This is a genomic window from Bradyrhizobium sp. SZCCHNRI3052, assembly GCF_032484895.1.
GTDB lineage: Bacteria > Pseudomonadota > Alphaproteobacteria > Rhizobiales > Xanthobacteraceae > Bradyrhizobium.
In genome coordinates this window covers 225,454-250,695 of record NZ_JAUETW010000007.1, presented here as the reverse complement: position 1 = coordinate 250,695, position 25,242 = coordinate 225,454, and the positions used below count along the sequence as shown (strand labels likewise).

The window sequence follows — 25,242 nt, the reverse complement described above, 5'->3', positions numbered from 1 at the left end:
CTCGAGTGTCCTCTGCGAGGCGCTTGCACGCGGCCGTTTTGCCGTTTCCGATGTTGTCTTGGCTCCCGCACGAGGCTATGGAGCATGACCCGCGGACGCCGTCCCGCGCCGGGCCGTGACGTTATAAGCCAAGAGGGGTATTCATGAAGACCGCCAAGGACGTCTTGAAAGCAATCAAGGACAATGACGTCAAATACGTCGACCTCCGCTTCACCGACCCGCGGGGCAAGTGGCAGCACGTCACCTTCGACGTCAGCATGATCGACGAAGACATTTTTGCCGAAGGCACGATGTTCGACGGCTCCTCGATCGCCGGCTGGAAGGCGATCAATGAATCCGACATGTGCCTGATGCCCGACCCGGTGACCGCGACGATCGATCCGTTCTTCGCCGAAACCACCATGATCATCACCTGCGACGTGCTCGAGCCGACCACCGGCGAGCCGTACAACCGCGACCCCCGCGGCATCGCCAAGAAGGCCGAGGCGATGGTGAAGTCGATGGGCGTGGGCGACACCGTGTTCGTCGGCCCCGAAGCCGAGTTCTTCGTATTCGACGACGTGCGCTACAGCTCGTCGCCGTACAACACCGGCTTCCGCCTGGACTCCTCGGAGCTGCCGACCAACTCCGACACCGAATATGAGGGCGGCAATCTCGGCCACCGCATCCGCACCAAGGCGGGCTACTTCCCGGTGCCGCCGCAGGACTCGGTGCAGGACATGCGCTCGGAGATGCTCGGCGCCATGGCCCGCATGGGCGTCAAGGTCGAGAAGCACCATCACGAGGTCGCCTCGGCCCAGCACGAGCTCGGCATGAAGTTCGATACGCTGACCTTGATGGCCGACCAGATGCAGATCTACAAATACTGCATCCATCAGGTCGCCCACATCTACGGCAAGACCGCCACCTTCATGCCGAAGCCGGTCTATGGCGACAACGGCTCGGGCATGCACGTCCACCAGTCGATCTGGAAGGACGGCAAGCCGGTGTTCGCGGGCAACAAGTACTCCGACCTGTCGGAGACCTGCCTGTCCTACATCGCCGGCATCATCAAGCACGCCAAGGCCATCAACGCCTTCACCAACCCGTCGACCAACTCCTACAAGCGTCTGGTCCCGGGCTATGAGGCGCCGGTGCTGCTCGCCTACTCCGCGCGCAACCGCTCGGCGTCCTGCCGCATCCCCTACACCTCGTCGCCGAAGGCCAAGCGCGTCGAGGTCCGCTTCCCCGATCCGCTCGCCAATCCCTATCTCGGCTTTGCCGCGATGCTGATGGCCGGCCTCGACGGCGTGAAGAACAAGCTCGATCCGGGCCCGGCGATGGACAAGGACCTCTACGACCTGCCGAAGGAAGAGCTGAAGCAGATCCCGACCGTCTGCGGCAGCTTGCGCGAGGCGCTCGAGAACCTCGACAAGGACCGCGCCTTCCTGAAGGCCGGCGGCGTGTTCGACGACGACTTCATCGACAGCTACATCGCGCTGAAGATGACCGAGGTCGAGCGCTTCGAAATGACCCCGCACCCGGTTGAGTTCGACATGTACTACTCGGGCTGACAGCCCGATTGATCGGCGGATGACGACACCAGGGCGCCCCTCACGGGGCGCCCTTTTCATTGGTGTCGCAGTGCCGTGCTGCGAAGGCCAAGGCCGGCATGAGCGCCAGAACGGCGGTACGACATTCCTCCCAATGACGAATAGGGACAGGCGCAAGGAATAGATCGGGCCGGAATGAGTTTCTATCCCTGTGATCCACATGCATTGGGAGATTTCGAATGACCAGGCTTTCGATCTCGCGCCTCTTCGTGACCGCCGCAATCTCACTCGCGGCGATCTCGTCCGCCAGCGCGGCGCCTCCAACCAAGAGCGGCAGCAGCACGAAGGGTGACATCCTCACCGACAACAAGGGCATGACGCTCTACACGTTCGACAAGGACGTCGACGGCAAATCAGCCTGCAACGGTCCCTGCGCGACCAACTGGCCGGTCCTGAAAGCCGAAGCCAGCGACAAGGCCGACGCCAACTACACCATCATCACCCGGGACGACGGCTCGAGGCAGTGGGCTTACAAGGGCAAGCCGCTCTACACCTTCGCCAAGGATCAAAAGCCCGGCGACATCACAGGCGACGGCTTCCTGAACAACGCCTGGCATCTCGCAAAGCCCTGATCGCAGCCGCGCTCTCGCCACGCGCGGGACGAACTGCACGGATTGGGCTTGGCCGTAGGAGACGGCCGCTCTCGGAGAATCCGCCGGACGCGCCTGCGACCGGCGCCCATTGACGAGCGCTGCGTTGTCGTGGCTATCGAGAAACGCGGCAAGCTTTCCTGATGGAGATCTTGCCGCACCACCCCTGCCCCCAGCGCCCTTCACCGGGCGCCTTTTTTTGGTGGCTGCTCATCTGCGATGATCCAACGGGACTCGTCCTTCGAGACGCTCGGCTATCGCCAAGCTCCTTAAGGATGAGGAGATGGAGGTCGCGCAAGGCCGCGGTTTCTCCTCATGGTGAGGAGGCGCGCGCCCATGAGTCAATGAGATCATCCGACAGAAGTGCGCGCTATCTCGAACCATGAGGCCCGACGGCGCAACTCAGCCGCTATTTTTCGGGAAAGCCCACCACGATCTGCTCGACCACCGGTCCCCATTTGCGCAACTCCGCCTTGTCGGATGCGATGCGATCACCGATCGGATTTCCCTCGTGGTCGTCACTGCCGAAGCGAACGCTGACGGAGCATCCACCCGGCAAAGGACGGCTCAGCGTGCCGCCTTTCCAGTCGACAACGAAGCCGCCACCATCGGTGAAGAACTCGCGGATCAGAAACGGCCTGCCATTGATCTTCTGCACCTCGGCCAAAGTGGAGCCGAGCGTCACGCCGGCAACGTTCCAATGACTCGTCTTGGAGTCGATCAAGGTGAGACGTGACACCCGCCGCATCGTCTCGTCAGCAAAGCCGATCTCGATACGCCAGTCCGGCACTTTTGGCGACAGCACGACGCCTTGATAGGTGATGTCCTCCACCCCGGTGAACAACCGGTCGTCTGTCACCGCCTCCTGGCCGTAGCGCTGCATCAGGCTCTTGGCGGAGTCCGTGACCGACACCGGCGAGGTGCAGGTGATCGGCCCATCGGCAGGCGGCGCGGTCTGTGCCCATGCCGGCGCAGCCAGAAGCATCAACAACAAGCTCGTTCGGCGCATGCTCATCCCGGTCAGTCCTGCGACTATGAAGCCATCACTTCGCGGCGAAATTGATGCCGATCTCGGTGACGACGGGCGCGAATTTCACCAGCGCCGGATTGTCGGACGACACCTTCACACCATCGCCCGAAAGCGCCCGCGGCGCGTCCTTGTCCCTACCGAAGCGCACGGTGACCGAGCAGCCGCCCGGCAAGATGCGTCCCAGCGTGCCGTTCTTGAAGTCGGTGACGAAGCCGCCATAGTCCCAGCCGAAGCCTGAAACGACGAACGGCTTGCCATTGGCCTTCTGGACTGCGGCAAGGCTCGCACCGATCGTGATGCCTGCAACGCTCCAGCGGCTCGTCTTGGCCGTATCGCGCAAGGTGAGCCCGGACACCGTCGCGACCTTATCGTCGATGAAGCCGACCTCGATGCGCCGGTCCATCGCCCGCGGAAACAGCACGAGGCCCTTGTAGGTCTTGCCCTCGGCGCCCGGCAGATCCTGAACCACGGCCTCGTCGCCATAGCGCTGCTTGAGGCTGTTTGCCGAATCGGTGGCCGCGACCGGCGACGAGCAGGTGATCGGGCCTTCCATCGGCGGCGTGCCTTGGGCCAAGGCCGGAGCGGCGAGGAGCACAATGGCGACAGTCAGGACGTGGCGCATCACGGATTCCTTGTGACGAGCTCACGATGAGCCGTCTCTGCAGCTTCGTCTGCCGTTTTGGAAACCCGGTTCAGCCCCGACGTCAGGATGACAGATGCCGCTTCCTCACCGCCTCACCGAACGCCTCGAACAGCTTGCGATTGATCGGGTTCTTCTGCGGGTCATATTCGGCATGCCATTGCACGCCGAGCGCAAAGGATGGCGCGTCGGCGATGCGGATGGCCTCGATGGTGCCGTCCTCGGCGATGCCCTCGATCACGACGCGGTCGCCCGGCTCCAGGATGCCCTGACCATGCAGCGAATTGACCTTGATGCTGTCGCAGCCGAGGATGCTGGCGAAGGCACCGCCCGGCGTCAGCCGCACCTCGTGGCGATCGGCGAACACGACGTTGGGATCGGGATGGATCTCGCCGTTCTCCAGCCTCGGCATGCGGTGGTTCATGCGGCCGGGAATTTCGCGAATCTCCGGATGCAGCGAGCCGCCGAAGGCGACGTTCATCTCCTGCAAGCCGCGGCAGATGCCGAACAGCGGGATGCCTCTGGAGACGCAGGCTTCCGACAGCTGCAGCGCGACCTCGTCGCGATGGACGTCGTAGGGCTCGTGCTTGAGGCTCGGCTCGGTGTTGAAGCGGGTCGGGTGCACGTTGGCGCGGGCGCCGGTCAGCACCACGCCGTCGACGACATCGAGCAGCGCGGCGATGTCGGTGATCTCGGGAACGCCGGCAAACATCAGCGGTAGCGCGCCCGCGACCTCGGCCACGGCGCTCAGGTTGCGCTCGCCCACCATCTGCACGGTGAACCTGTTCTCGACGCGATGGCTGTTGCCGATCACGCCGACCACCGGACGTTTCATTGTTTTTGTTTCTCTCCCCTCTTATGTGGCCGTTGGCGGCGCGTCCGCCAGTGTGGCAGGCACAAATCATGCCTGCGTCGCACGGCAGGATCAACATATGGCCACGCGGGTCCCCAATGCCAATTCCGACACCCCCGCAAGCGTCCTGCAGCACCCCGCTTCCCCAAGCCTGTGCTTGATCCGCCAGCCGTTTTCGCCAATGTGTGGGGGCCGATCAGCACAGAGGATGCCTCATGACCGCCCCCGCCGACCCACGCCTCCAGGCCCGCAGCGACCTGGCCTGGGCCATTGCCGTGGGCGGCATCGGGGTAACCCTGTTCATGGCCGGCATGGCCTTCACCTGGTATTACGCGGCTGCGATCTTCCTGTTGTTCGCGGGCATGCTGCTCGGCGTCGCGCTCAACGCGATGACCAGCCTGCTCGGCCGCGTCCTGCCCTGGCCGCATCCGGCGCGGCTCGTCATCGTCTGCTTGGCCCTCGCGGCCGTGCTCGTCGGCATCGTCTTCCTCGGCGGCACCACCATCGCGGACCAGGCCAAGGTGCTGAGCGATACGATCAAGTCGCAGCTCGGCAACATCAAGGGCTTCCTCGACCGCAACGGCATCGACACCAGCTTCTTCGACTTCAACGCCGCGAGCACGGCCACTGCCGCGCCTGATGGCGGCTCGACCACACCGACCCAGACGCCGTCCCATGGCCTGCCGGGCGGCCTGCCCTCGCCGAGCGCGCTGGCCTCCTCCGGCGGCGCCATCGTCAGCCAGACCTTCAAGCTGCTGCTCGGCACCGTCAGCGCCGTCGGCAACTTCTTCATCGTGCTGTTCCTGGGATTGGCCTTCGCGGCCCAGCCGGCGGTCTACCGCAGCGGATTGCTTTTCCTGGCGCCGGCGAAGTACCGGGACCAGGCCACCGTGATCGTGGACCGCATCAGCTACACGCTGGAACGCTGGCTGATCGCCCAGATCACGACGATGTTCGCAGTCTTCCTCGTCACCTGGATCGGCCTCGCCATCATCGGCGTGCAGAGCTCGTTCATCCTGGGCATCCAGGCCGGCCTGCTGGCGTTCATTCCGACCGTCGGCGCGATCATCGCCGGCGTCATCGTGGTGCTGGCGAGCCTCGCCTCCGGCTGGGTCGCTGCGGTCAGCGCCTTCGTGCTGTTCCTCGGCGTGCACGCGATGGAGAGCTACGTGCTGACGCCGCTGATCCAGCGCCAGGCGCTGGACATCCCGCCGGCCACGCTGTTTGCGTTCCAGATCCTGCTCGGCATCGTGTTCGGCGTCTGGGGCCTGACCCTGGCGCTGCCGCTGATGGCGATCGCCAAGGTCATGATCGACTATTTCAAGAGCGACCGCCGCACCGAGGACGCCGCGGCCGCGATCTGAGGCCCGGTCAGAGCCCGCTCAGCCGGCCGGCATCGCGGTCTCGACCAGCTTGGCCCAATAGCTGATGCCGTGCGGGATCACGTCGTCGTTGAAATCATATTCCGGGTGATGCACGCCGGCCCCATCGCCGATGCCCATGAAGACGAACGCGCCGGGCCGCGCCTGCAGCATGTAGGCGAAGTCCTCGCCGCCGAGCCGGGGCGGCATGTCGGTGATGACCTGTTCCGGCCCGACGACGCTGCGCGCCACGTCGGCCGCGAACGCGGTCTGCTCCGCATGGTTGATGACGACCGGATAGCCCCATTCGTAGTCGATTTCCGCCTCCACGCCCATGCCGCTTGCGAGCGCCGTCACCAGGCCCTTGAAGCGTTCGTCCATCAAGCGGCGGATGTCCTCATCGAGCGTGCGCACGGTGCCGCCGATGACGGCGGTCTGCGGAATGATGTTGTCGGCGGTCGTCCCCGCGTGAAAGCGCGTGATCGACAGCACCGCGCTTTCGACCGGATCGACGTTGCGCGCCACGATCGTCTGCAGCGCGGTCACGATCTGCGCGCCGGCGATGATCGGATCGACGCATTTGTTCGGCCGGGCCGCATGGCCGCCAAGCCCCTTCAGACGCACCTCGAAGGTGTCGGCAGCGGCCATCACCGCGCCGGTGCGCGTCGCGACCGTTCCGAGCGGCAGGCCCGGCGCATTGTGCAGGCCGTAGACCTCCTCGATGCCGAAGCGCTCCATCAGGCCATCCTCGACCATCGCACGGCCACCGGCCCCGCCCTCCTCGGCCGGCTGGAAGATGACGATGGCCGTGCCGGCGAAGTTGCGCGTCTCGGCGAGATAGCGCGCCGCGCCCAGCAGCATGGCGGTGTGGCCGTCATGGCCGCAGGCGTGCATCTTGCCGGGAATGGTGGACTTGTGCGGGATGTCGCTGACCTCCTGCAGCGGCAGCGCGTCCATGTCGGCGCGCAGGCCGATCACCCGCGGCGACGACTCGCGGCCGCGGATGACGCCGACGACGCCGGTCCGGCCGATGCCGGTGACGACCTCGTCGACACCGAACGAGGTCAAGAGCTCGGCGACGCGCCCGGCCGTCCGATGCACCTCATATTGGAGCTCGGGATGCTGGTGGAAATCGCGGCGCCAGACCTTGGCGTCTTCCGCCAGCTCGGCGGCGCGGTTGATGATCGGCATAACGGAGTTCCAGAAAATGGGGAGCGCGTCATGGCGACGCGCATGTCATCTCATTGCATGTCGGGCCACGGCAAAAGACAAGCGCTATCAGCACATGCAATGCTGCACGGGCTGCATTGCCGCGGCGACGCGGCCGCGCGAAACGCCTGAGCTGATCCTGCTTATGATCGAAGGCCGCGCAGCTCGCGCGCGAGGTTGGCCCGCGCCTTCTGGTCGAGCGCAGCGGCAAAGCCCGCATCCGGATAGATCACGGAGCGCCGCGCGAACCGCTCCAGCACCGCCGCGCGCCCGGCGCGGTAGGCGTCGTCCGGCACGTGCGCATATTCGCGCCGGATCGCATCCGCATAGGCGTCGTAGCTGGCCTCGTCGGCGCCGAGAATGGCGAGATCGATCGAGACGAGCAGCGCGCCCAGCCGATCGTCGGGCGCGACATCGTGCGTCCGGGTCAGCCGGATCAGGCGTCCGACCTCGTCGCGCAGCTCGGGCGCGACGTGACGCTCGGCAAGGATGGCGCTCTGCTCCTCATTGTCGGACCGCGTGGGATCATACACGGCGTCGTGCCACCAGATCGCCAGCGTCAGGATCTCGCGCTCGCGGACGCTGAGGTCCGCGACGCGATCGAGCTGGTCCAGGCAATCCTGGACGTGGCGAAGATCGTGGTAGTGCCGTCCCCCGGCAGAGTAGGCTTCGACCAGATCGTCATGCGTCATGTTGTGTTCCGTGGCGGAGCAGCGCTGACGCGCGGCCTCAGCCGGCCGAGGTCAGCACCGTCTCGGTGTGCTCGACATCCGGAGGATTGGCAAAATACTGCCCGACCAGGCCACGCCATTCGGTGAAGTTCTCCGAGCCGCGGAAATCGACCGTGTGGTTCTCGAGCGTTTCCCACTTCACCATCAGGCGGTAGCGCTGCGGCTTCTCGATCGATTTGTGCAGCTCGAAGCCGTGAAAGCCCTTGGAGCGGCCGAAGGCGGCGCGTGCTTTCGCGACCGCGGCCTCGAAATCCTTCTCCGTGCCCGGCTTGACGTCGATCTGGGCGATTTCCGTGATCATGTTCTGTCGGCCTCCCCTGGTGTGGGCCGCTTGTCTAGCCCAGACCTCGGGAGAGCGAAAGCCGCACCTCAGCTGGACAACACCGCCTCTCCCGACTGCGGCAGGCTGGCAGCCGCGGCAGCGCGCTGGCGGCGGTAGCGGTCGAGCGACAGCGGCAGCTCCGCCGAGGCCTCGACCCGGTTGCGACCGGAGCGCTTGGCCTTGTAGAGCGCGGTATCGGCGGCCGCGAGCAGCACGTCGAGATCGGTCCCGCCCGGCCCGCCGGCAACGCCGATGCTGACGGTGGTATCGACCGGCTTGTCCTCGCACACCACGCCGGAGGCCGCGAACGCCTCGCGGACACGCTCGGCGGCGACCATGGCCTCTTCGATGGAACAGGGCAGAAGTGCTGCGAACTCCTCGCCGCCAATCCGGCCCGAGAGATCGGTGAGGCGTAGATTGTTGACCACGACGTTTGCGAACAGCTTCAGGACCTCGTCGCCCTCGGCGTGACCGAAGCGGTCGTTGATCGACTTGAAATGATCGATGTCGAAGATCAGCACGCTGACCGGGCGCTGCTCGCGCGCCTCGCGCTCGATCAGCTGCGCGCAGGACTCGGCAAAGCCGCGGCGGTTGAGCAGGCCCGTCAGCGGGTCGGTGGTCGCCGCGCGCTTGTGGGCGCTGACGATGCGCTCGGACACCAGCATGAAGATCACGAACACGGTGCCGACCGCATACAGCACGAGTTCGATCGAGAAGATCGTGACCCAGGCCGCGGCGAAGGCGCCGTCGGAATCGCGCAGCATGTTGCCGAGCAGGATCGGCAACATCAGCACGAAGCCATGCATCACCGGTACGATCAGCGCCGGCCAGCGCTTGTGCAGGGTCCGCCGCCGCTCCTGCCACAGCTCGGCCGCGGTCAGCATGGCGTAGATCACGACGATCGCGGCGCCGATCGTCAGCCGCAGCGCCTGCGCCGACGCATCGAGCAGCATGCCGCTGGCGATCCAGACCGTCGCGCCGAGTACGAGCCCGGGCACGCTCGCCGGCTTGCCGTGGAACACGCGCGCGGCGTTCCACACCATGGCAGTGGCGATCAGGCCGATGGAGCTCAGGAACAGCGACACCACCTCGCCGTAGAGCTCGCCGATCAAGGTCCACAGCGCGATCGCGACCGCGCCGAGGACGTAGGCCGCGCCCCACCAGCGCAGCGCCGGCGTGTTCTCCTGCCGGCCGAAGTGGAGCAACATAGCGCCAAGCAGCGCTGCGACCATGGTCGCTACGATGTCGAGCGTCATGCTATCAAGCGCCATCGATCACCTCGGTTGCTGCGGCGGCGCGGGAATTCAGGGTTAGCGCGGCCTTATCGCGATCAACCTAGCGGGCGGTTTGTTGGAAAGAGGTTTGCCTGGGATACCAAGTTTTCTCGAAAAGCTCGGCACAACTCGTCAGCAAATTGCTGCGCAAGAAATCTGCAAACAGGATTCAAAAATGCCGGGGCAATCCGCGCGACCGCCCGCCCTGATTGTACACGGCACAGCGTCATTCATTGATAGTTGTGCGCCCCATCGTGCGGAATCAATGGTTTCCCGTCCTGCGGCGAACACTCATCGAAACGATAAGAAACCTTCTCAAATTTGAGATCATCTCTCCCTAACACGTCCCGACCGCGGCGCGATCCGCCGCTCGAGGTGGGGACAAGGATGTCTTTCGACGACGATTCATCGAACAACAAGGCGGCCGCAGGCGATCATCCGGCGCGCGACCCGCAGCCGGCGCAGGGCGTCGATCGCCGCACCCTGCTGCGCAATGCCATGGGCGTCTCGGCGCTCGGCCTCGGCGCCAGCCTGCTGCCCGGCCAGGCGGCGCACGCGCATTGGCGCATGCACCATCACCATCGTCACGTCACGACCAGCTTCGCGCTCGCCGTCCTTCCCGATACGCAGTTCTACTCGCGCTATGCGACGTCAGAAGAAGGCCAGTCCTATCAGCGGCAATATGGCAGCACGCCCTACCCCGCGCAGACGCAGTTCATCGTCGACAACGCCGCGAAGTACCACATCCCGTTCACGATCCACCTCGGCGACGTCGTCGACCAGTCCAAGCATCCGCAGCAATGGGCGGTCGCCGATGCCGCGATGAAGCTCTTAGAGAACGCCGGCCGGCCGTATTCGGTGCTCGCGGGCAATCACGACGTGCTTTCGGCGCTGGAATTCGAGAACGCGGCGAGCCAGGGCGCGGGCACCGATGCGCAGCGCGGCGCGTCCGAGCCTTATCTCACATGGTTTCCGACGAGCCGCGCCGCGAAGCAGCGGACCTTCCTGGAGCGGCATCCGAGCGGCTGGCACGAGGCGCATGTGTTCCATGCCTGCGGCGTCAGTTTCATGGTGCTGTCGCTGTCGTGGCGCGCCTCGGACGATGCGATCGCCTGGGCGCGCAGCATGATCGCGCGGCATCCGATGCTGCCGGTGATCCTCGCCAATCACCAGTTGCTGAACATCGCCAATGACGGCACGAGCCCGCTCGAGGTCGCCTACGGCCAGTACCTGTGGGAGAAGCTGATCCGCAGCAACGACCAGATCTTCATGACCCTGAACGGCCACTATCACGGTGGCGCGCTGCTGACGAAGATCAACGACTTCCATAACCCCGTCCATCAGATGGTGGTCGACTATCAGATGGCCTATCAGGGCGGCAACGGCCTGATGCGGCTGTACGAGTTCGACTTCACGGCCAACAAGATCGACGTCGCCTCGTTCTCGCCCTGGGTGGTCGAGAAGCCGAAGGACAGCCTGAAGCAGTTCGACCGCGCCTGGCTGTCCGAGGACAATCACGCGTTCTCGATTCCCATCGACTTCCGCCGGCGGTTTTCACGCTTCACCAATTTCTGCCATCTGCCGGCCTTCGCCGGCACGCCGATCCTGCCGCGCCTCAAGCAGGATCTCTACGCCAACTACACCGAGGCGCCCGAACCGGTGGTGGTGCCGCCCGCGAACGAGCAGGACTATCCGCTCGTGGCCGAGACCGTTGCGCATTGGCGGATCACGTCGTCGGCGATCGGCAAGGCCGTGGCCGCCGGCACCGCGCTGTCGGACCTCACCGCCGCCAACCCGATGCAGCGCGCCACGCTGGCGGGTGCCGCCCAGGTCGCCGACGTCGTCTTCACAGCCGACAAGCATCGCCTGTCGTCGGCGCCGGGCAGCGTGCAGTTCCTCAACACCACCAAGCAGGGCGCCGGCCGCTTCAGCTGGTTCACGACGGCGGCCAACGCGCCGATCAACGCGGCAACGTTCGCATCCGGCTACACCGTCGAGGCCTTCATCAAGATCGATCCGAACTGGAAGGCCGCCGACCACGCCTGGTGCAACATCCTGACCCGCTTCGGCAACCGCGGCTGGCTGCCGGGCTATGCCGGCGGCGATCCGGAGTCACCGCCGATCCTGTTCGCCATCTCCAACCTGCGCGAGGTGCAGTGGGAGGTCGTGCCGTCGAGTTCGACCCGGCAGCCGCAGACCGACTGGTCCGGCGAGATCATGCTCGACACCTGGTATCACCTCGCGATCGTCAACGATCCCGCCGACAATTCGACCGTGCTCTACATCGAGGGCGCGCCGGTCGTGCGCAGCGTCATCGGCGGCAACGGCATCGCCTCGACGGCGGCGTCGCAGCCCTGGGCACTCGGCTGCGGCTGGTGGGACCGCGCGCCGTCGGACGGCTTCATCGGCAGCATCGGCGAGGTCCGCGTGGTGTCGAAACCGCTGGCGCCGAGCCAATGGCTGACCGCGCGCCGCGCCAGCGCCTGACCCGCGCAAGCCTGCGTCAAAAGCAAAACGGGCGCCCGCGAGGGCGCCCGTTCGTATTTGAAGCTGATGGATCCGGACGGAGCCGGAGCCAGGCGATCAGCGCTTCGAGAACTGGAAGGAGCGGCGGGCCTTGGCCTTGCCGTACTTCTTACGCTCGACGACGCGCGAGTCGCGGGTCAGGAAGCCGCCCTTCTTGAGGACGCCGCGCAGCTCCGGCTCGAAATTCGTCAGCGCCTTGGACAGGCCGTGACGGACCGCACCGGCCTGGCCGGACAGGCCGCCGCCGGCGACCGTGCAGATCACGTCGTACTGGCCCTTGCGGGCAGCGACGACCATCGGCTGCTCGATCATCATGCGCAGCACCGGACGGGCGAAGTAGACCTCGATGTCGCGGGTGTTGACGGTGACCTTGCCGGAGCCCGGCTTGATCCAGACGCGGGCGACCGCGTCCTTGCGCTTGCCGGTGGCATAGGCGCGGCCGAACTTGTCGACCTTCTTCTCATACTTCGGAGCGTCGGGAGCCGTGACGGCCCCCTTGAGCTGCGACAGCTGATCGAGAGACTGGATGCTTTCGGCCATCTTATGCGGCCCTCGTGTTCTTGCGGTTCAACTTGGCGATGTCGATCTTCTCGGGGTTCTGCGCTTCGTGCGGATGATCGGGTCCGCCATAGACACGCAGATTGCCCATCTGCACGCGGCCGAGCGGCCCGCGCGGGATCATGCGCTCGATGGCCTTCTCGATCACGCGCTCGGGGAAGCGGCCCTCGAGGATCTGGCGCGCGGTGCGCTCCTTGACGTGGCCGACATAGCCGGTGTGCTTGTAGTACACCTTCTGCTCGCGCTTGCGGCCGGTCAGCACGGCGTGCGCGGCATTGACGATGATGACGTTGTCGCCGCAGTCGACGTGCGGCGTGTAGATCGGGAGGTGCTTGCCGCGCAGCCGCATGGCGACCAGCGTGGCGAGACGGCCGACGACCAGACCCTTGGCGTCGATCACGACCCACTTCTTCTGGACCTCGGCCGGCTTTGCCGAAAAGGTTTTCATGAGAGATATCCGTGACAGGGAGAATGCGGCGCGGGTGACGCACCGAACTGGTCGCAGCTTCTAGAGAAGCGGCCTGCATTCGTCAACGCCATCGGCGTCAAATTAATGCAACAAAAACAGCAGCTTGCAAATATGGTGCAATAATACCCTCGAAAACCCTACGCATTCGGAATGGAATAGGTCGCCGTGACATGGGCGATCGGATCGGGCGATTCCCCTGACAGCAGCGTGACTTCGCCGACCGCGAGCCGCTTGCCGAGCTTGAGCAGCCGCGCCTCCGCCAGCACATCGGCGCCGGCCGCGCCCTTGCGCAGGAAGTTGATGTTGAGATTCGTGGTCACCGCAAGACCGACCGGACCGATCGCCGACAAGAGCACCACGTACATCGCGAAATCGGCCAGCGCCATCAATGTCGGCCCGGAGACGGTGCCGCCGGGGCGCAACATGCGCTCATTGAAGCGCTGGCGCATCCGGCAGCTCTTGCCGTCGGCGCTCTCGATCGAAATGTCACCGCCGGTGCGGAACGCCTGGGGAAATTCCGCGTGCAGGAACGTTTCCAGCTCCGCGATGGTCATCTTCGCCGTCATCTCTCCCCCTGCTCTCGTCGTTGCTCATCTGTTACATTAGCTGCATCGATGCGCCCATATGGAAATCGCAATGTCCGTCCCTGCCCTCGCCGACGCCGCCGATACGCCGATTCTGTTGCGCGAGATGGCGGGCCCCGTCGCCGTGCTCACGCTCAACCGCCCGGCACAGCGCAACAGCCTGTCGGAGCCGCTGATCGCAGAGCTGCATCGGGCCCTGGCCGAGATCGGCGCCGACAAGGCCGTGCGCGCCGTGGTGATCGCAGCGAATGGCCCTGCGTTCTGCGCCGGCCATGACCTCAAGGAACTCACCGCGCATCGCAGCGAGGCCGACCGCGGCCGCGCCTTCTTCGCCCGGCTGATGAACGCCTGCAGCGCGATGATGCAGGCGATCGTGCATCTGCCCAAGCCGGTTGTCGCGTCCGTGCAGGGCATCGCCACCGCCGCCGGCTGTCAACTGGTCGCGAGCTGCGATCTCGCCGTCGCCTCCGAGCGCGCCTCGTTCGCCACGCCCGGCGTCGACATCGGCCTGTTCTGCTCGACGCCGATGGTGGCGCTGTCGCGCAACGTACCCCGCAAGCAGGCGATGGAGATGCTGCTGACCGGCGAGCCGGTTCCCGCTGTCCGCGCCCGCGAATTGGGCCTCGTCAACCGCGTGGTCACGGCCGGCACGGAACGCGACACCGCGATTGCGCTGGCACAACAAGTGGCGCGCAAATCGGCCTATACGATCAAGCTCGGCAAGGAGGCATTCTACCGCCAGGCCGAGATGAGCCTTGCCGACGCCTATCGCTATGCGGCAGAGGTGATGACGCAGAACATGCTCGCCCGCGACGCGGAAGAAGGCATCGGCGCCTTCATCGAGAAGCGGACGCCGAATTGGCGGGACGAGTGAAGCTCGCCCTGCTCTCTCCTTCGTCATTGCGAGCGCAGCGAAGCAATCCAGAGTCCCGCCCGAGCCCCTGGATTGCTTCGTCGCAAGTGCTCCTCGCAATGACAGAAACTGAAACTGGCTCGTCATTCCGGGGCGCCCGGAGGGCGAGCCCGGAATCCATAACCACGATCGGGAGTATGGATTCCGGGCTCGTGCTGCGCACGCCCCGGAATGACAGCAACTAACAGATTGCACCGCTCATGAATCACGACACCTATCCCGACGACTACATCCGCGGCATTCTCAACGGCGTGAAGGTGATCGCGATGGTCGGCGCCTCGCCGTCGGAGATCCGGCCGAGCTTCTTCGCCTTCAAATATCTGGTGCAGCGCGGCTACGACATGATCCCGGTGAACCCCGGCCATGTCGGCAAGAGCCTGATGGGCCGCCCCTTCGTCGCCTCGCTCGCCGACATTGGCCGCCCCCTCGACATGGTCGACATCTTCCGGAGCTCCCAGCACATCATGCCTGTCGTCGACGAGGCGCTGAAGCTCTCACCTTTGCCGAAGGTGATCTGGATGCAGCTCGGCGCGCGTGACGATGCGGCGGCCGAAAAGGCCGAGGCCGCTGGACTGAAGGTCGTGATGAACCGCTGCCCCAAGATCGAATATGGCCGGCTGTCGTCGGAGATCTCCTGGATGGGCGTCAACTCGCGCACCATCAGCGCCAAGCGCGCGCCGATCCCGACGCAAGGCATGCGGCTGTCGCTGAACCGCACCAGCGTCGGCGGCGGCACGACGGCCGCGGCCGACCGCGCCGCGAAGGACAGAAGCGATCCCGCCTGACGCATCTGCGAAAGGAACGTGTCGCGACGACGGCGCGACACAGCAGCGCATTTCAAATCGGAGCGATCGGCGCCGGCAGCCTTGACGCCATCCTGGCCGCTGGCAAATGTCCTCCGCCGGGATGACGCGGAGGCGCACGATGCGCGCTATCGACACCGTCTCCCATCATCGATCCCTGCGCCAGCCGGCGCCGGCGCGCAACGGATCAAGCCAAGAGGAAACACCATGACCGAACGTCCCCCGGGATTTGCCACCCTTGCCATTCACGCCGGCGCCCAGCCCGACCCGACCACCGGCGCGCGGGCGACGCCGATCTACCAGACCACGTCGTTCGTGTTCAACGATGCCGACCACGCCGCCTCGCTGTTCGGGCTGCAGGCATTCGGCAACATCTACACCCGCATCGGCAACCCGACCAACGCCGTGCTGGAGGAGCGCGTCGCCGCGCTCGAGGGCGGCACCGCCGCGCTTGCCGTTGCCTCAGGCCATGCCGCGCAGGTCGTGGCGCTGCAGCAGTTGCTGTCCCCCGGCGACGAGTTCATCGCCGCGCGAAAACTCTATGGCGGCTCGATCAACCAGTTCACGCATTCGTTCAAGAGCTTTGGCTGGAACGTGGTGTGGGCCGACACCGATGACGTCGCGAGCTTCGAGGCGGCGGTGAGCCCACGCACCAAGGCTGTATTCATCGAGTCGATCGCCAATCCCGGCGGCACCATCACCGACATCGAGGCGGTCGCGCAGGTGGCGCGCAAGGCGGGCGTGCCGCTGATCGTCGACAACACGCTGGCCTCGCCCTATCTGATCCGCCCGATCGATCACGGCGCCGACATCGTCCTGCACTCGCTGACCAAGTTCTTGGGCGGCCACGGCAACTCGATCGGCGGCGTCATCGTCGACGCCGGCACCTTCGACTGGGCCGGCAGCGGCGACAAATACCCGATGCTGACGCAGCCGCGTCCGGAATATCACGGCATCCGGCTCCACGAGACGTTCGGCAATTTCGCCTTCGCCATCGCCTGCCGCGTGCTGGGCTTGCGTGATCTCGGACCGGCGTTGTCGCCATTCAACGCCTTCATGATCCTGACCGGCATCGAGACCCTGCCGCTGCGCATGCAGAAGCACTGCGACAATGCCAAGGCGGTCGCCGAATATCTCAGCAAGCATCCCGGCGTGGCCTCGGTGAACTACGCCGGCCTGCCCGAGGACAAGTATTACACGTTGGCGCGCAAATACTGCCCGAAGGGCGCCGGTGCCGTGTTCACCTTCTCGCTCAAGGGCGGCTACGACGCCGGCGTCAAGCTGGTGTCGAACCTGAAGCTGTTCTCGCATCTCGCCAATGTCGGCGACACCCGCTCGCTGGTGATCCACCCGGCCTCGACCACGCACAGCCAGCTCGACGACGCGGCGAAGATCAAGGCCGGCGCCGGCCCCGACATCGTCCGCATCTCCGTCGGCATCGAGGACAAGGAAGACCTGATCGCCGACCTGGAGCAGGCGCTGAGCACGTAAGGCGCGTTTCGCTCCACGGATCGCGCCGCGCGTCGACATGCGGCATGACGAGCGCATCTCTCACCACGTCATGGCCGGGCTTGTCCCGGCCATTCATGTCTTTGCCCCGGCAATGACGACGTGGATGCGCGGGCCGTCGCCGCGCCGAAGGGGCTTCGGCCCCGCAGGCGGGAAAAGCCCGCGCATGACGAACAACTGACAGCTGAGGCAGCAAGCGGCCCCGAAAACAAAGAGAGCGCGGGCGGCCCCCTTGGGCTTCCGCGCTCTCCTTCGTCCCACGGCCGGGCCGTTGCCGGCTTCTCGGACCGCGCCCTCGTTAACTCCAGGTGATCATCTCATCAGCTGCAACAGGCGCGCGTGCATCTGGCCGGCCAGAGGCAGCGCGGAGGCCGCGATCAGCCGGCTCGCCGACAGCGCCTGCAGGCCGGCGGCGCGCTCGTCGATGGCAGCGAGTTCAGCGTTGACTAAGCCGGTCCGTGATTGGAGATTTTGGCGCGCCGACGCCGAAAACATGATCACCGACATGCTCGAAACCTTCTGGTCTGAGACTCTGATGAAATGCAGCAGAGATTTTCGCGCCCGGACGCAGCGGCCGGGCTGCATTCGGCCGACCTTCAAAATCGCCGGCAGCAGTAAGCTTGCACCCGCAGAACTTAACAAAAGCTGAAAATGCCCGTCCTTCTACGGATGATTGCAGCCAACTGTCGGATGCCGGAAGGATTTCGTTAACCATACCCGGCTCATCCTGCCGCCCGTGGAATCGCCTTCCGGACCCGCGTGAAAGCAGCGGTGGATGTATCGCGAAGCGCCGACGCCACCCGAACAGAAGTCGAGGAGAGCAGGATGCGAACGTTGGTGATCATGATGCTGCTGGCGGCCATCGCGGCGAACGGCGTCGTGCTCGCGGCCGACCTGCCGGCCGTCCACGACAAGATCGTGCACACCAAGGCCCGCCGCGCCGTGAGAGCGCCGCCGCCGACGGTCGTCGTCGTCAGGGACCAGGACTCGCTGATCTCCCCGATGTGGCCCTCGACGCCGCTGCTGTTCGGCCGCCAGGAGCTGCCCGGCTATTACGGCCGCGCCTTCTCCTACGACTACCAGGGCCCCTATTACGGCGGCGAAGGCTATACCAACTACATGTTCCGCCTGCCCTACGCGTGTGGCGTGTATGGGTATTGCTGAGCGGGGTGCCGTTGGCATGTAAGTAGCCCGGATGGGCGAAGCGACATCCGGGACGACAAGGACGAGGTTCCGCATACCACCGAGGCTCGTGCGGACGACCGCAATAGCCGGCTATTTTGCGTAGGCACCGGCATAGCGCCCTGCGCGGATGCTCGCCAGGATCTCGGCTTCACGCTGTTCCTGCGCGCGGGCGGACTCGAGCAGCTCGGACGCGATCGCCGGCGCGAAAGCGACCACCCCGTCGGCGTCGGCGACCACGATATCGCCTGGCGTGACGATCATGCCGCCGATCGACACCGGCACGTTGATCTCGCCCGGACCGTTCTTGTAGGGGCCGCGGTGATTGACCGCACGCGCGAACACGGGGAAGTCGGACTTCATCAGCACGCCGGAGTCCCTGATCGCGCCGTCGACGACGATCCCGGCCGCGCCGCGTTCCCTCGCGATGGCGGCGATGATCTCGCCGACCAATGCCCGCGTCTCGTCGCCGCCGCCATTGACGACGAGGACGTCGCCGGGCGTGATGAGATCGAGCGCGCGATGAATGAAGAGATTGTCCCCCGGCGCCGTATTCACGGTCAGCGCGATCCCGGCCATCGGCGAGCCCGTATAGAATGGCCGTAGACTGGCTGCACCAGGCAGCCGCTGAAGGTTGTCACTGATCACGGCCGTGGAAACGCTCTTGAACGCGGCGACGACCGCCGCATCGATCGGCGCACCAGGCTGCGCTTGTCCCTCACCCATTCTCGCTCCCCGTCTTGCACAGTCCAGAGCGTCGCTCGATGGCGCGCCGCCTCGGCGGTGTAGGACTCGCCTTGAATTCAGAAAACCGATAAATGGAGATATCGATCCATCTCTTTTTTGAATGCGAACATGGTCACCCTGAAGCAGCTGGAAGCTTTGAACTGGATCGCGGAGCTCGGCACGTTCGAACGCGCCGCAGCCAAGCTGAACACCACGCAATCGGCGATCTCGAAGCGCATCCAGGAGCTCGAGGCCTCCGCGCGCGTTCCGCTGTTCGATCGCAGCCAGCGCGGGGCTCGCCTGACCGAACGTGGCGAGCAGATCCTTGCTCTTGGCCGGCAGATGTTGGCGTTGCAGGACCAGATCCTGGAGTTGAAGGACGGCCGGCAGTCACCGGCCCGCCGCCTGCGGCTTGGGGCGACGGAGCTGTCCGCGCTGACATGGCTGCCGCGTCTGGTTTCGGCGATTCGCGAAGCCCATCCGGCGGTGATGATCGAGCCTGAGGTCGAAACCTCCCGAAGCCTCTACGATCGGCTGATCGAGGGCAGCCTCGATCTCGTCGTCATCCCGGACGTCTTCTCCGACCCGGAGGTGACGTCAGTGCGGCTTGCCGAAGTGCAGAACGTGTGGACGGCGCGCCCCGGCCTGGTCAGAGCGCGCCGGAGCCTCGATTTCGACGAGCTTGGTCATCATACGATTCTGATGCAGGGCCGTCGCTCGGGCTCCGGCCTCTTCGTCAACAAATGGCTCGCGGCCAACGGCGTCTCGTTCAAGCGCGCCATCTCGGTCGACAATCTGACCGCGCTGGTCGGGCTCGCCGTGGCCGGCCTCGGCATCAGCTATCTTCCGCAACGCTGTTTTCGTCCTCTCTTCGAGCAGAAGAAGCTGGTCATCCTGCCCGTCAAGCCGACGCTGCCGGCCGTGCCCTATGCGGCCATGTATCGCAACGACAGACCCTCGGCCTTCGCGGCCGCCGTAGCGGAGCTGGCGCGCCAGACCTGCGATTTCGGCCGTCAACTCGAAGGTTAGACCGGGCAGGTGAACCCGGCGACGACGCCCGGCGCGGCGATCCATCACCTCCAGGAATGAGAAAGAAGGCGGTTTTATCCCTTTTCATCCAGGCTGGACGCAGCGAGGCTGCATCGTCGCTGCGCGTGCAACGCTGCACGCGCGAAGAGGATTGCTGCGAGGAGAGGCTTTGATGCGCATTTGGGGACTTCTGCTGACGGCAGCGCTCGCTGCAAACGCCGCCGGCGCCGAGGAACTGACCGGCACGCTCCAGAAGATCAAGGAGACGAACAGGATATCGATCGGCTTCCAGGAATCGTCGGTGCCGTTCAGCTATCTCGACGGCAACCAGAAGCCGGTGGGCTACGCGCTCGACATCTGCGGCCGGATCGCGGATGCGGTCAAAAAGGAGCTGGGGCTTCCTGACCTCACGATCGAAACCGTTCCGGTGACGTCCTCCAATCGCATCCCGCTGATGACGAACGGCACGATCGACCTCCTGTGCGCCTCCACCACCAACAACGCCGAACGTCAGAAGCTCGTGGCCTTTGCCAATACGCACTTTCTCAGCGCCACACGCTATGCGGCCAAGAAATCGCTCTCGCTCCAGACGATCGACGACCTCAGGGGAAAGACGGCCGTCGCGATCGCCGGATCGACCAACATCGCCCAGCTGAACAAGGTCAATGTCGAACGCAAGCTCGGCATCAACATCGTTCCGGCCAAGGACCAGGCCGAGGCGTTCCTGATGCTGGAGACCGACCGGGCGCAGGCCTATGTGCTCGATGACGTCCAGCTCGCGGTCGCCATCGCGCGGTCGAAGGACCCGGCGGCGTACACGATCAGCAACGACGCATTCTCCAAGCCCGAACCTTTCGGTATCATGCTGCGCAAGGACGATGCGCCGTTCAAGGCCATCGCCGATCGCGTCACCGCCGAGCTCTATCAGAGCCCCGCCATCGACGCGCTCTACAAGAAATGGTTCGAGTCACCCGTGCCGCCGACCGGGATCAACTTCAACTACCAGATGCCCGCCGCTTTACGCGCGGCGTTCAAGTCGCCCAGCAGCAGTCCCGACCCGGACGCGTATGCGCCCGATTGAAGCTCGCGATATCCGTGCCAACGGCAACGGCGGAGACTAGCCTCATCCGCCGTGGTCGCCTGCGACGGACGGCCATCGGATATTGCCGAGATCAGCGGCGGCGTTCGAGAAGTCGTATTCGTTCTTCATTGGTTGAGAGCAGCTGTGATCTTGTTGATCCGCGCGCGCCAGTAACTCACTCCGCGACCACGACGCGCACGTCGAACTGCACGCCTGTCTCTGCCTGCAACACGCCGATCACGCCAAGCAGGTTCTCGGCCGTGGGATTGCCGGATGGCCCTAACATGCGCATCAGGCTCTTCGACGGCCGCCCGAGCGCGTTGCTCAACGCCTCGAAGCCGATCGTTGCGTTGATATACGCACGCAGGCCGGCGCGGCCGTCATCGACCTCTCCGCGCAGCAGCGCACTCACGGCTTCCTGGAACAACGCCTCGCGAAACGCCGGATCGCGGTCCGAGCGCGCCCGAACCGTGTCGCGGTCGCGAAGGCATCATGAGGTGCTCGCAGAAACTCCCAAAGAGCTATTTCGCAGCCTCGATCCGCTCAATATCCTCCTTGAGAAGCGTGTTGACCAATTCGGTCAACGATACGCCCCGCGCGCTGGCCAGCCCGGTCAGGTGATCGAGCACATCAGGCTCGAGATGCACCGGAGGCAGCATTCGCGCGCCCTTGCGAAAGAACTTGCCGCGTTCGGCGTTCGAGAAATCGTATTCATCCTTCATCGGATCACCCATTCTCGTAGGAGCGGATTTCGCGCCGGGTCGGGCGACGGACAGAAATGATGCGGATCGCTGCGCGGTCTGCCGATAGCTCCGTGTACGTATGCACGACCAGCAGTAGCTCGTGAGCAATATTGCGTCCCATCGTAACCCATCGTTCCTCGCCTGCGCCAGATCCGTCATCGAGACGCGAGAGCGCCAACGGATCGCCGAAGATGCTCATCGCCCGCTCAAACGCAACGCCATGCTTGCGCAGATTGCTCTCTGCCTTGGCCGGATCCCAATCGAACTCGAATTGCATGGTCCGCCCCACCCGGTGATGTCCGCGACACGCCACGCTTGCCAAACGACGCAAATCAGCTTATGTTCTCTTTTTGTTCCTGTCCAGCCGAGGGGCGCTTCCGGATCGTCCAGTTGCGTGGGATTGGGAATGCGGTGGACGTGGCGGGCCGTGCGCGGACGAAAGTTCGCGCGGACGAGCGATCTGTCACGGACGGCGAAGTCGCGTGGTCCTGGCGCCCCGACGCTGGCGCCAAGTCTCGTGTCGGTGCTCAACGCATCGCGCGAGATGACGGGGGCAAGAGAGCCCGGTCCCCGGGGAGATCGCGTATAAGCGTTAAAACCATCGCGCGGGGAAGGCCGGATGTATCAGGCCGTACCTGTGGTGACCGCCGCGTGCTCTTTTCTTTGCACGCGGGCCATGGGTGCCGGCCAGGCATCCGGCCTTCCCTGCGCCCTCGCGTGTTTCGAGGGGGAAACGACCGGCAGAACTCGGCGTGATGGCGCGCGAGGAAGAGGATGTTTGTCTTCACATCATTGCGCAGCGTGCGTAGTCACGCTTGTTGGCTTGCGCGAATGTCTCTCCACCGTCATTCCGGGGCGTGCGCAGCACGAGCCCGGAATCCATTTTCCAGCGTGTCTCGCGGCTCAATGGATTCCGGGCTCGCCCTGCGGGCGCCCCGGAATGACGGCGGAGGTCGCTGCAACAGCGAGCGCGAGAACGCCCTACCCCGCCTGCCCGGCCGCCACGGCCGTCCGCGGCACGGCGACAACAGCGACACGTCGCGGCGACAGGCGTTCGGCTTGCAGCACGGCGAAGGTCAGCACGATGATGGCCGTGCCCTGATGCAGCAGCGCGAGCGAGATCGGCACCAGCGCCAGCAGGGTCAAGATCCCAAGCACGGCCTGCACCAGGATCGCGGCGAGCAGCCGGTGCGCGCCGCGCACCACGTCGCGGCCGACGCCGGCACGCATCACGTCGAAGGCGTGCCAGGCTGCCAATGCCAGCAGCGTGTAGGCGGTCATGCGATGCATGAACTGCACCGTCAGATCGTTCTCGAACAGATTGATCCACCACGGCGAATGGATCCACAGATTGGCCGCCTTCGGGATCAGGCCGCCGTCGATCTCCGGCCAGGTGTTGTAGACGAGGCCGGCGCGCAGGCCGGCGACCAGCGCCCCGAGATAGAGCTGCACGAAGGTGACGCCGACCAGCATCCACGCGGTGAGCCGCAGCCGCGCCGGTGCCGCGGTTTCCTCACGCGACGAAAGCCGCCGCAAGGTCCAGACGATCGACGCATAGATCAACAGCGCCAGCGAGAGGTGCGTCGCGAGACGGACCGGCGCCACCTCGGTGCGCTCGGTGAGGCCGGAGGCCACCATCCACCAGCCGACCGCGCCCTGCAGCGCGCCGAGGCCGAAGATCAGCCACAGCCTGCGGCCGAGCGGGCCGGACACGGCGCCGCGCCACAGGAACCACAGGAACGGCAGCAGATAGACCATGCCGATGACGCGGCCGAGCAGCCGATGGCTCCATTCCCACCAGAAGATGGTCTTGAACTCGTGCAGGGTCATGCCGGCGTTCATCTGCCGATACTGCGGAATGGTCTTGTAGGCCTCGAAGGCGTCGGTCCAGGCCTGCGCGGACAGCGGCGGCAAGGTGCCCGTGACCGGCTTCCATTCGACGATCGACAGCCCGGATTCGGTCAGCCGCGTGGCGCCGCCGACCAGCACCATCAGCGCGATCAGGCCGGCCACGACGAGCAGCCAGATGCGGATCGCGGCGAGATCTGTGGTGCGGGGAACCGTGGTCATGGACGTTGAACGCTCGATTGAACCGGGGCTGACAGGCCCTTATAATCCCGGCGAAATCACGCGCAAGCCGCGCCGCCCCCAGCCAAAGCTGACAATCCCGTCATGACGATCCGCACCCGCAAACTGATCGGCGCCGTCGCGCTGCTCCTGCTCGCTTTCGCCTGGTCGATGATGGGCATGGTGATGGCGCAATTCCCCCTGATCGCCAACTCCGGCTGGCTGCAGGCGGTCTATTACGTCGTCGTCGGCATGGGCTGGGTGCTGCCCGCGATGCCGATCGTGAGCTGGATGCTGCGCCCGGATCCGGAGCGGCAGCAAGGCTGATCAGCCGAGATCGAGCTTCGGCTGCGGCGCGGATTTTTCCCGCGGCAGGGTGATGCCGGCCATCAGCACCTTCAAGGCGCGCAGCGAGCGCGAGCGGCCGTCCCAGGCGATCCGCGGCAGCATGTGCAGATGCGTGCGGCCCTCGCTCTGCACGACGCCTGGCATCGTCGAGGCCGCGCTGACGAAGCCCGCCTGCTCCGCAAGCACGACGTCGCTGCGGCGGAACGAATAGCGGTCGCCGAACGGATACGCCATGTGCCGGACCGGGCGGCGCAGCGCCGTCTCCAGCACCGCCTTGCCCATCGTGATCTCGCGCTGGGCGTCGGCATCCCGGAGATTGGCGAGCACGGAATAGTGCACGGTGGCACTGCCGATCGTGACGTTGGGGTCGGCGGCGAGACGGGCGATGTCGGTCCAGTCCATCGAGGACTCGCGGCTCAGGCCGGCGAGATCGACCGAATGGCGCGCGCAGAGGTCGCGGATCGCGATCGACAGCTCGGCCGGAGGCAGCTTGCGCAGCCACGCCGAAAGATACGCGAACAGCTCATATTTTTCGGCCGGCGTGACCACGTTGAAGCGCTGCTCACGATGATCGATCACAAGGCTGATGCGGGCCTCGCGCGCGATCACGGCCTCCAGCGCCAGCCACCAGGCTTCGCCGAGCCCATCGGGGAAGGCCGAGGGCACGTAAACGGTGAACGGCACGCCGTGGCGCGCCAGCACCGGATAGGCGTGCGTGATCAGGTCCTTCGCGGTGCCGTCGAAGCTCAGGCAGGCGAAGCGGCTGCTTTGGGGAAGGCGCACGGCGCGGTCGCAGGCCTCGTCGAGCGAGACGATGTCATAGCCCCAGCGCTTCAGCGCCCGGATCACCTTGTCGAGGAAAACGGGGGTGATCTCCACGCATTTCAGCGGCTGGAACGCGCCCTTGCGCCGCGGGCGCACGCGCTCGAACCGCAGCACGGCGCCCGCGCCGCCCGTGGCGCGCGACGCGAGCAGCGTGCCACCGCTGAAATAGGCCAGCTCGAGCCGGGCGCTGCGCAGCCACCTGTTGTCCGACGACAATTCCCGCGCCCCTTCCCCGAATCCCACTTGAAACCAGACCGTCCGCGCCCACCTGATGCGG

The 25,242-nt window shown here is 65.4% G+C and carries 28 protein-coding genes; 11 read left to right on the top strand and 17 right to left on the bottom strand.

Annotated elements, in window-relative coordinates; translation table 11 throughout:
- Nucleotides 1-143: 143 nt before the first annotated feature.
- Nucleotides 144-1,553, top strand: a complete 1,410-nt coding sequence (gene glnA / locus QW887_RS20695; protein ID WP_006611030.1) for a type I glutamate--ammonia ligase — start codon at nt 144-146, stop codon at nt 1,551-1,553.
- Nucleotides 1,554-1,771: 218 nt separating this feature from the next.
- The gene (locus tag QW887_RS20690; protein WP_316194896.1) at nt 1,772-2,164 is read left to right on the top strand and encodes a hypothetical protein; all 393 of its coding nucleotides are present in this window, start codon (nt 1,772-1,774) and stop codon (nt 2,162-2,164) included.
- Nucleotides 2,165-2,591: 427 nt separating this feature from the next.
- Here QW887_RS20690 and QW887_RS20685 read toward each other — a convergent pair whose 3' ends face one another.
- The 3 genes from QW887_RS20685 to QW887_RS20675 form a co-directional block, all read right to left on the bottom strand.
- Nucleotides 2,592-3,167: a hypothetical protein gene (locus tag QW887_RS20685; RefSeq protein WP_410052617.1), complete on the bottom strand. Its 576-nt coding sequence runs from the start codon at nt 3,165-3,167 to the stop codon at nt 2,592-2,594.
- Nucleotides 3,168-3,225: 58 nt separating this feature from the next.
- On the bottom strand, nt 3,226-3,834 hold the full coding sequence (locus QW887_RS20680) for a hypothetical protein (RefSeq protein WP_316194895.1): 609 nt from the start codon (nt 3,832-3,834) through the stop codon (nt 3,226-3,228).
- A gap of 82 nt (nt 3,835-3,916) precedes the next feature.
- Nucleotides 3,917-4,687, bottom strand: coding sequence for a gamma-glutamyl-gamma-aminobutyrate hydrolase family protein (locus tag QW887_RS20675; protein ID WP_316175240.1), 771 nt, complete (start codon nt 4,685-4,687; stop codon nt 3,917-3,919).
- Nucleotides 4,688-4,920: 233 nt separating this feature from the next.
- On the opposite strand from QW887_RS20675, the gene QW887_RS20670 reads away from it, so the two are divergent.
- Nucleotides 4,921-6,069, top strand: coding sequence for an AI-2E family transporter (locus QW887_RS20670; RefSeq protein WP_315711522.1), 1,149 nt, complete (start codon nt 4,921-4,923; stop codon nt 6,067-6,069).
- Between the two features lie 18 nt (nt 6,070-6,087).
- Here the strand turns inward: QW887_RS20670 and QW887_RS20665 are convergent, their stop codons facing one another.
- From QW887_RS20665 to QW887_RS20650, 4 genes are all read right to left on the bottom strand, one after another.
- Entirely contained in the window at nt 6,088-7,257 is a 1,170-nt protein-coding gene (locus tag QW887_RS20665; protein ID WP_315711520.1) for a M20 aminoacylase family protein, read from the bottom strand.
- A 161-nt stretch (nt 7,258-7,418) separates the two neighbouring features.
- Nucleotides 7,419-7,967, bottom strand: a complete 549-nt coding sequence (locus QW887_RS20660) for a phosphohydrolase (protein ID WP_316194894.1) — start codon at nt 7,965-7,967, stop codon at nt 7,419-7,421.
- Nucleotides 7,968-8,004: 37 nt separating this feature from the next.
- Complete coding sequence (locus QW887_RS20655) at nt 8,005-8,307, bottom strand: antibiotic biosynthesis monooxygenase family protein (protein WP_315711517.1); 303 nt, start codon at nt 8,305-8,307, stop codon at nt 8,005-8,007.
- 68 nt (nt 8,308-8,375) lie between these two features.
- Nucleotides 8,376-9,599: a GGDEF domain-containing protein gene (locus QW887_RS20650; RefSeq protein ID WP_315711515.1), complete on the bottom strand. Its 1,224-nt coding sequence runs from the start codon at nt 9,597-9,599 to the stop codon at nt 8,376-8,378.
- 390 nt (nt 9,600-9,989) lie between these two features.
- Here QW887_RS20650 and QW887_RS20645 point away from each other — a divergent pair, with 390 nt between their 5' ends.
- Nucleotides 9,990-12,089 carry a LamG-like jellyroll fold domain-containing protein gene (locus QW887_RS20645; protein WP_316194893.1) on the top strand — a complete coding sequence of 700 codons (2,100 nt, stop codon included), beginning with the start codon at nt 9,990-9,992 and terminating at the stop codon, nt 12,087-12,089.
- 96 nt (nt 12,090-12,185) lie between these two features.
- Here QW887_RS20645 and rpsI read toward each other — a convergent pair whose 3' ends face one another.
- From rpsI to QW887_RS20630, 3 genes are all read right to left on the bottom strand, one after another.
- Nucleotides 12,186-12,668 carry a 30S ribosomal protein S9 gene (rpsI, locus tag QW887_RS20640; RefSeq protein WP_172109671.1) on the bottom strand — a complete coding sequence of 161 codons (483 nt, stop codon included), beginning with the start codon at nt 12,666-12,668 and terminating at the stop codon, nt 12,186-12,188.
- A gap of 1 nt (nt 12,669) precedes the next feature.
- Nucleotides 12,670-13,134 carry a 50S ribosomal protein L13 gene (gene rplM, locus QW887_RS20635; protein WP_315711511.1) on the bottom strand — a complete coding sequence of 155 codons (465 nt, stop codon included), beginning with the start codon at nt 13,132-13,134 and terminating at the stop codon, nt 12,670-12,672.
- A gap of 158 nt (nt 13,135-13,292) precedes the next feature.
- Nucleotides 13,293-13,721 (bottom strand): PaaI family thioesterase, encoded by a 429-nt coding sequence (locus QW887_RS20630; protein ID WP_315827182.1) that lies wholly within the window; start codon nt 13,719-13,721, stop codon nt 13,293-13,295.
- A gap of 70 nt (nt 13,722-13,791) precedes the next feature.
- On the opposite strand from QW887_RS20630, the gene QW887_RS20625 reads away from it, so the two are divergent.
- From QW887_RS20625 to QW887_RS20615, 3 genes are all read left to right on the top strand, one after another.
- Nucleotides 13,792-14,613: an enoyl-CoA hydratase gene (locus QW887_RS20625; RefSeq protein WP_315750868.1), complete on the top strand. Its 822-nt coding sequence runs from the start codon at nt 13,792-13,794 to the stop codon at nt 14,611-14,613.
- Nucleotides 14,614-14,852: 239 nt separating this feature from the next.
- Nucleotides 14,853-15,437 carry a CoA-binding protein gene (locus QW887_RS20620; protein ID WP_315711509.1) on the top strand — a complete coding sequence of 195 codons (585 nt, stop codon included), beginning with the start codon at nt 14,853-14,855 and terminating at the stop codon, nt 15,435-15,437.
- 225 nt (nt 15,438-15,662) lie between these two features.
- Nucleotides 15,663-16,946, top strand: coding sequence for an O-acetylhomoserine aminocarboxypropyltransferase (locus QW887_RS20615; protein WP_316194892.1), 1,284 nt, complete (start codon nt 15,663-15,665; stop codon nt 16,944-16,946).
- Nucleotides 16,947-17,276: 330 nt separating this feature from the next.
- On the opposite strand, the gene QW887_RS20610 is transcribed toward QW887_RS20615, so the two are convergent.
- Nucleotides 17,277-17,471 carry a hypothetical protein gene (locus QW887_RS20610; RefSeq protein ID WP_315827183.1) on the bottom strand — a complete coding sequence of 65 codons (195 nt, stop codon included), beginning with the start codon at nt 17,469-17,471 and terminating at the stop codon, nt 17,277-17,279.
- A 318-nt stretch (nt 17,472-17,789) separates the two neighbouring features.
- On the opposite strand from QW887_RS20610, the gene QW887_RS20605 reads away from it, so the two are divergent.
- A complete protein-coding gene (locus QW887_RS20605; protein WP_315750861.1) occupies nt 17,790-18,128 on the top strand; it encodes a hypothetical protein in 339 nt (112 codons plus the stop codon).
- A 111-nt stretch (nt 18,129-18,239) separates the two neighbouring features.
- Here QW887_RS20605 and QW887_RS20600 read toward each other — a convergent pair whose 3' ends face one another.
- A complete protein-coding gene (locus tag QW887_RS20600; RefSeq protein ID WP_316194891.1) occupies nt 18,240-18,872 on the bottom strand; it encodes an RraA family protein in 633 nt (210 codons plus the stop codon).
- Between the two features lie 129 nt (nt 18,873-19,001).
- Between QW887_RS20600 and QW887_RS20595 the strand changes: the two genes are divergently transcribed.
- Entirely contained in the window at nt 19,002-19,901 is a 900-nt protein-coding gene (locus QW887_RS20595) for a LysR family transcriptional regulator (RefSeq protein WP_315711504.1), read from the top strand.
- A 172-nt stretch (nt 19,902-20,073) separates the two neighbouring features.
- A complete protein-coding gene (locus QW887_RS20590) occupies nt 20,074-20,982 on the top strand; it encodes an amino acid ABC transporter substrate-binding protein (RefSeq protein WP_316194890.1) in 909 nt (302 codons plus the stop codon).
- Nucleotides 20,983-21,157: 175 nt separating this feature from the next.
- Here QW887_RS20590 and QW887_RS20585 read toward each other — a convergent pair whose 3' ends face one another.
- The 4 genes from QW887_RS20585 to QW887_RS20570 all read right to left on the bottom strand — a co-directional run bounded on the left by QW887_RS20585 (nt 21,158) and on the right by QW887_RS20570 (nt 23,795).
- Nucleotides 21,158-21,394, bottom strand: coding sequence for a transcriptional regulator (locus QW887_RS20585; protein WP_315750857.1), 237 nt, complete (start codon nt 21,392-21,394; stop codon nt 21,158-21,160).
- 109 nt (nt 21,395-21,503) lie between these two features.
- Nucleotides 21,504-21,704, bottom strand: a complete 201-nt coding sequence (locus QW887_RS20580; protein ID WP_315738305.1) for a hypothetical protein — start codon at nt 21,702-21,704, stop codon at nt 21,504-21,506.
- 4 nt (nt 21,705-21,708) lie between these two features.
- Entirely contained in the window at nt 21,709-22,002 is a 294-nt protein-coding gene (locus QW887_RS20575) for a BrnT family toxin (RefSeq protein WP_315750855.1), read from the bottom strand.
- A 704-nt stretch (nt 22,003-22,706) separates the two neighbouring features.
- The gene (locus tag QW887_RS20570; protein ID WP_316194889.1) at nt 22,707-23,795 is read right to left on the bottom strand and encodes a COX15/CtaA family protein; all 1,089 of its coding nucleotides are present in this window, start codon (nt 23,793-23,795) and stop codon (nt 22,707-22,709) included.
- A 102-nt stretch (nt 23,796-23,897) separates the two neighbouring features.
- Here QW887_RS20570 and QW887_RS20565 point away from each other — a divergent pair, with 102 nt between their 5' ends.
- A complete protein-coding gene (locus QW887_RS20565) occupies nt 23,898-24,119 on the top strand; it encodes a DUF2842 domain-containing protein (protein WP_315711497.1) in 222 nt (73 codons plus the stop codon).
- Here the strand turns inward: QW887_RS20565 and QW887_RS20560 are convergent, their stop codons facing one another.
- On the bottom strand, nt 24,120-25,181 hold the full coding sequence (locus tag QW887_RS20560) for a polysaccharide deacetylase family protein (RefSeq protein WP_316194888.1): 1,062 nt from the start codon (nt 25,179-25,181) through the stop codon (nt 24,120-24,122).
- Nucleotides 25,182-25,242 lie beyond the last annotated feature (61 nt).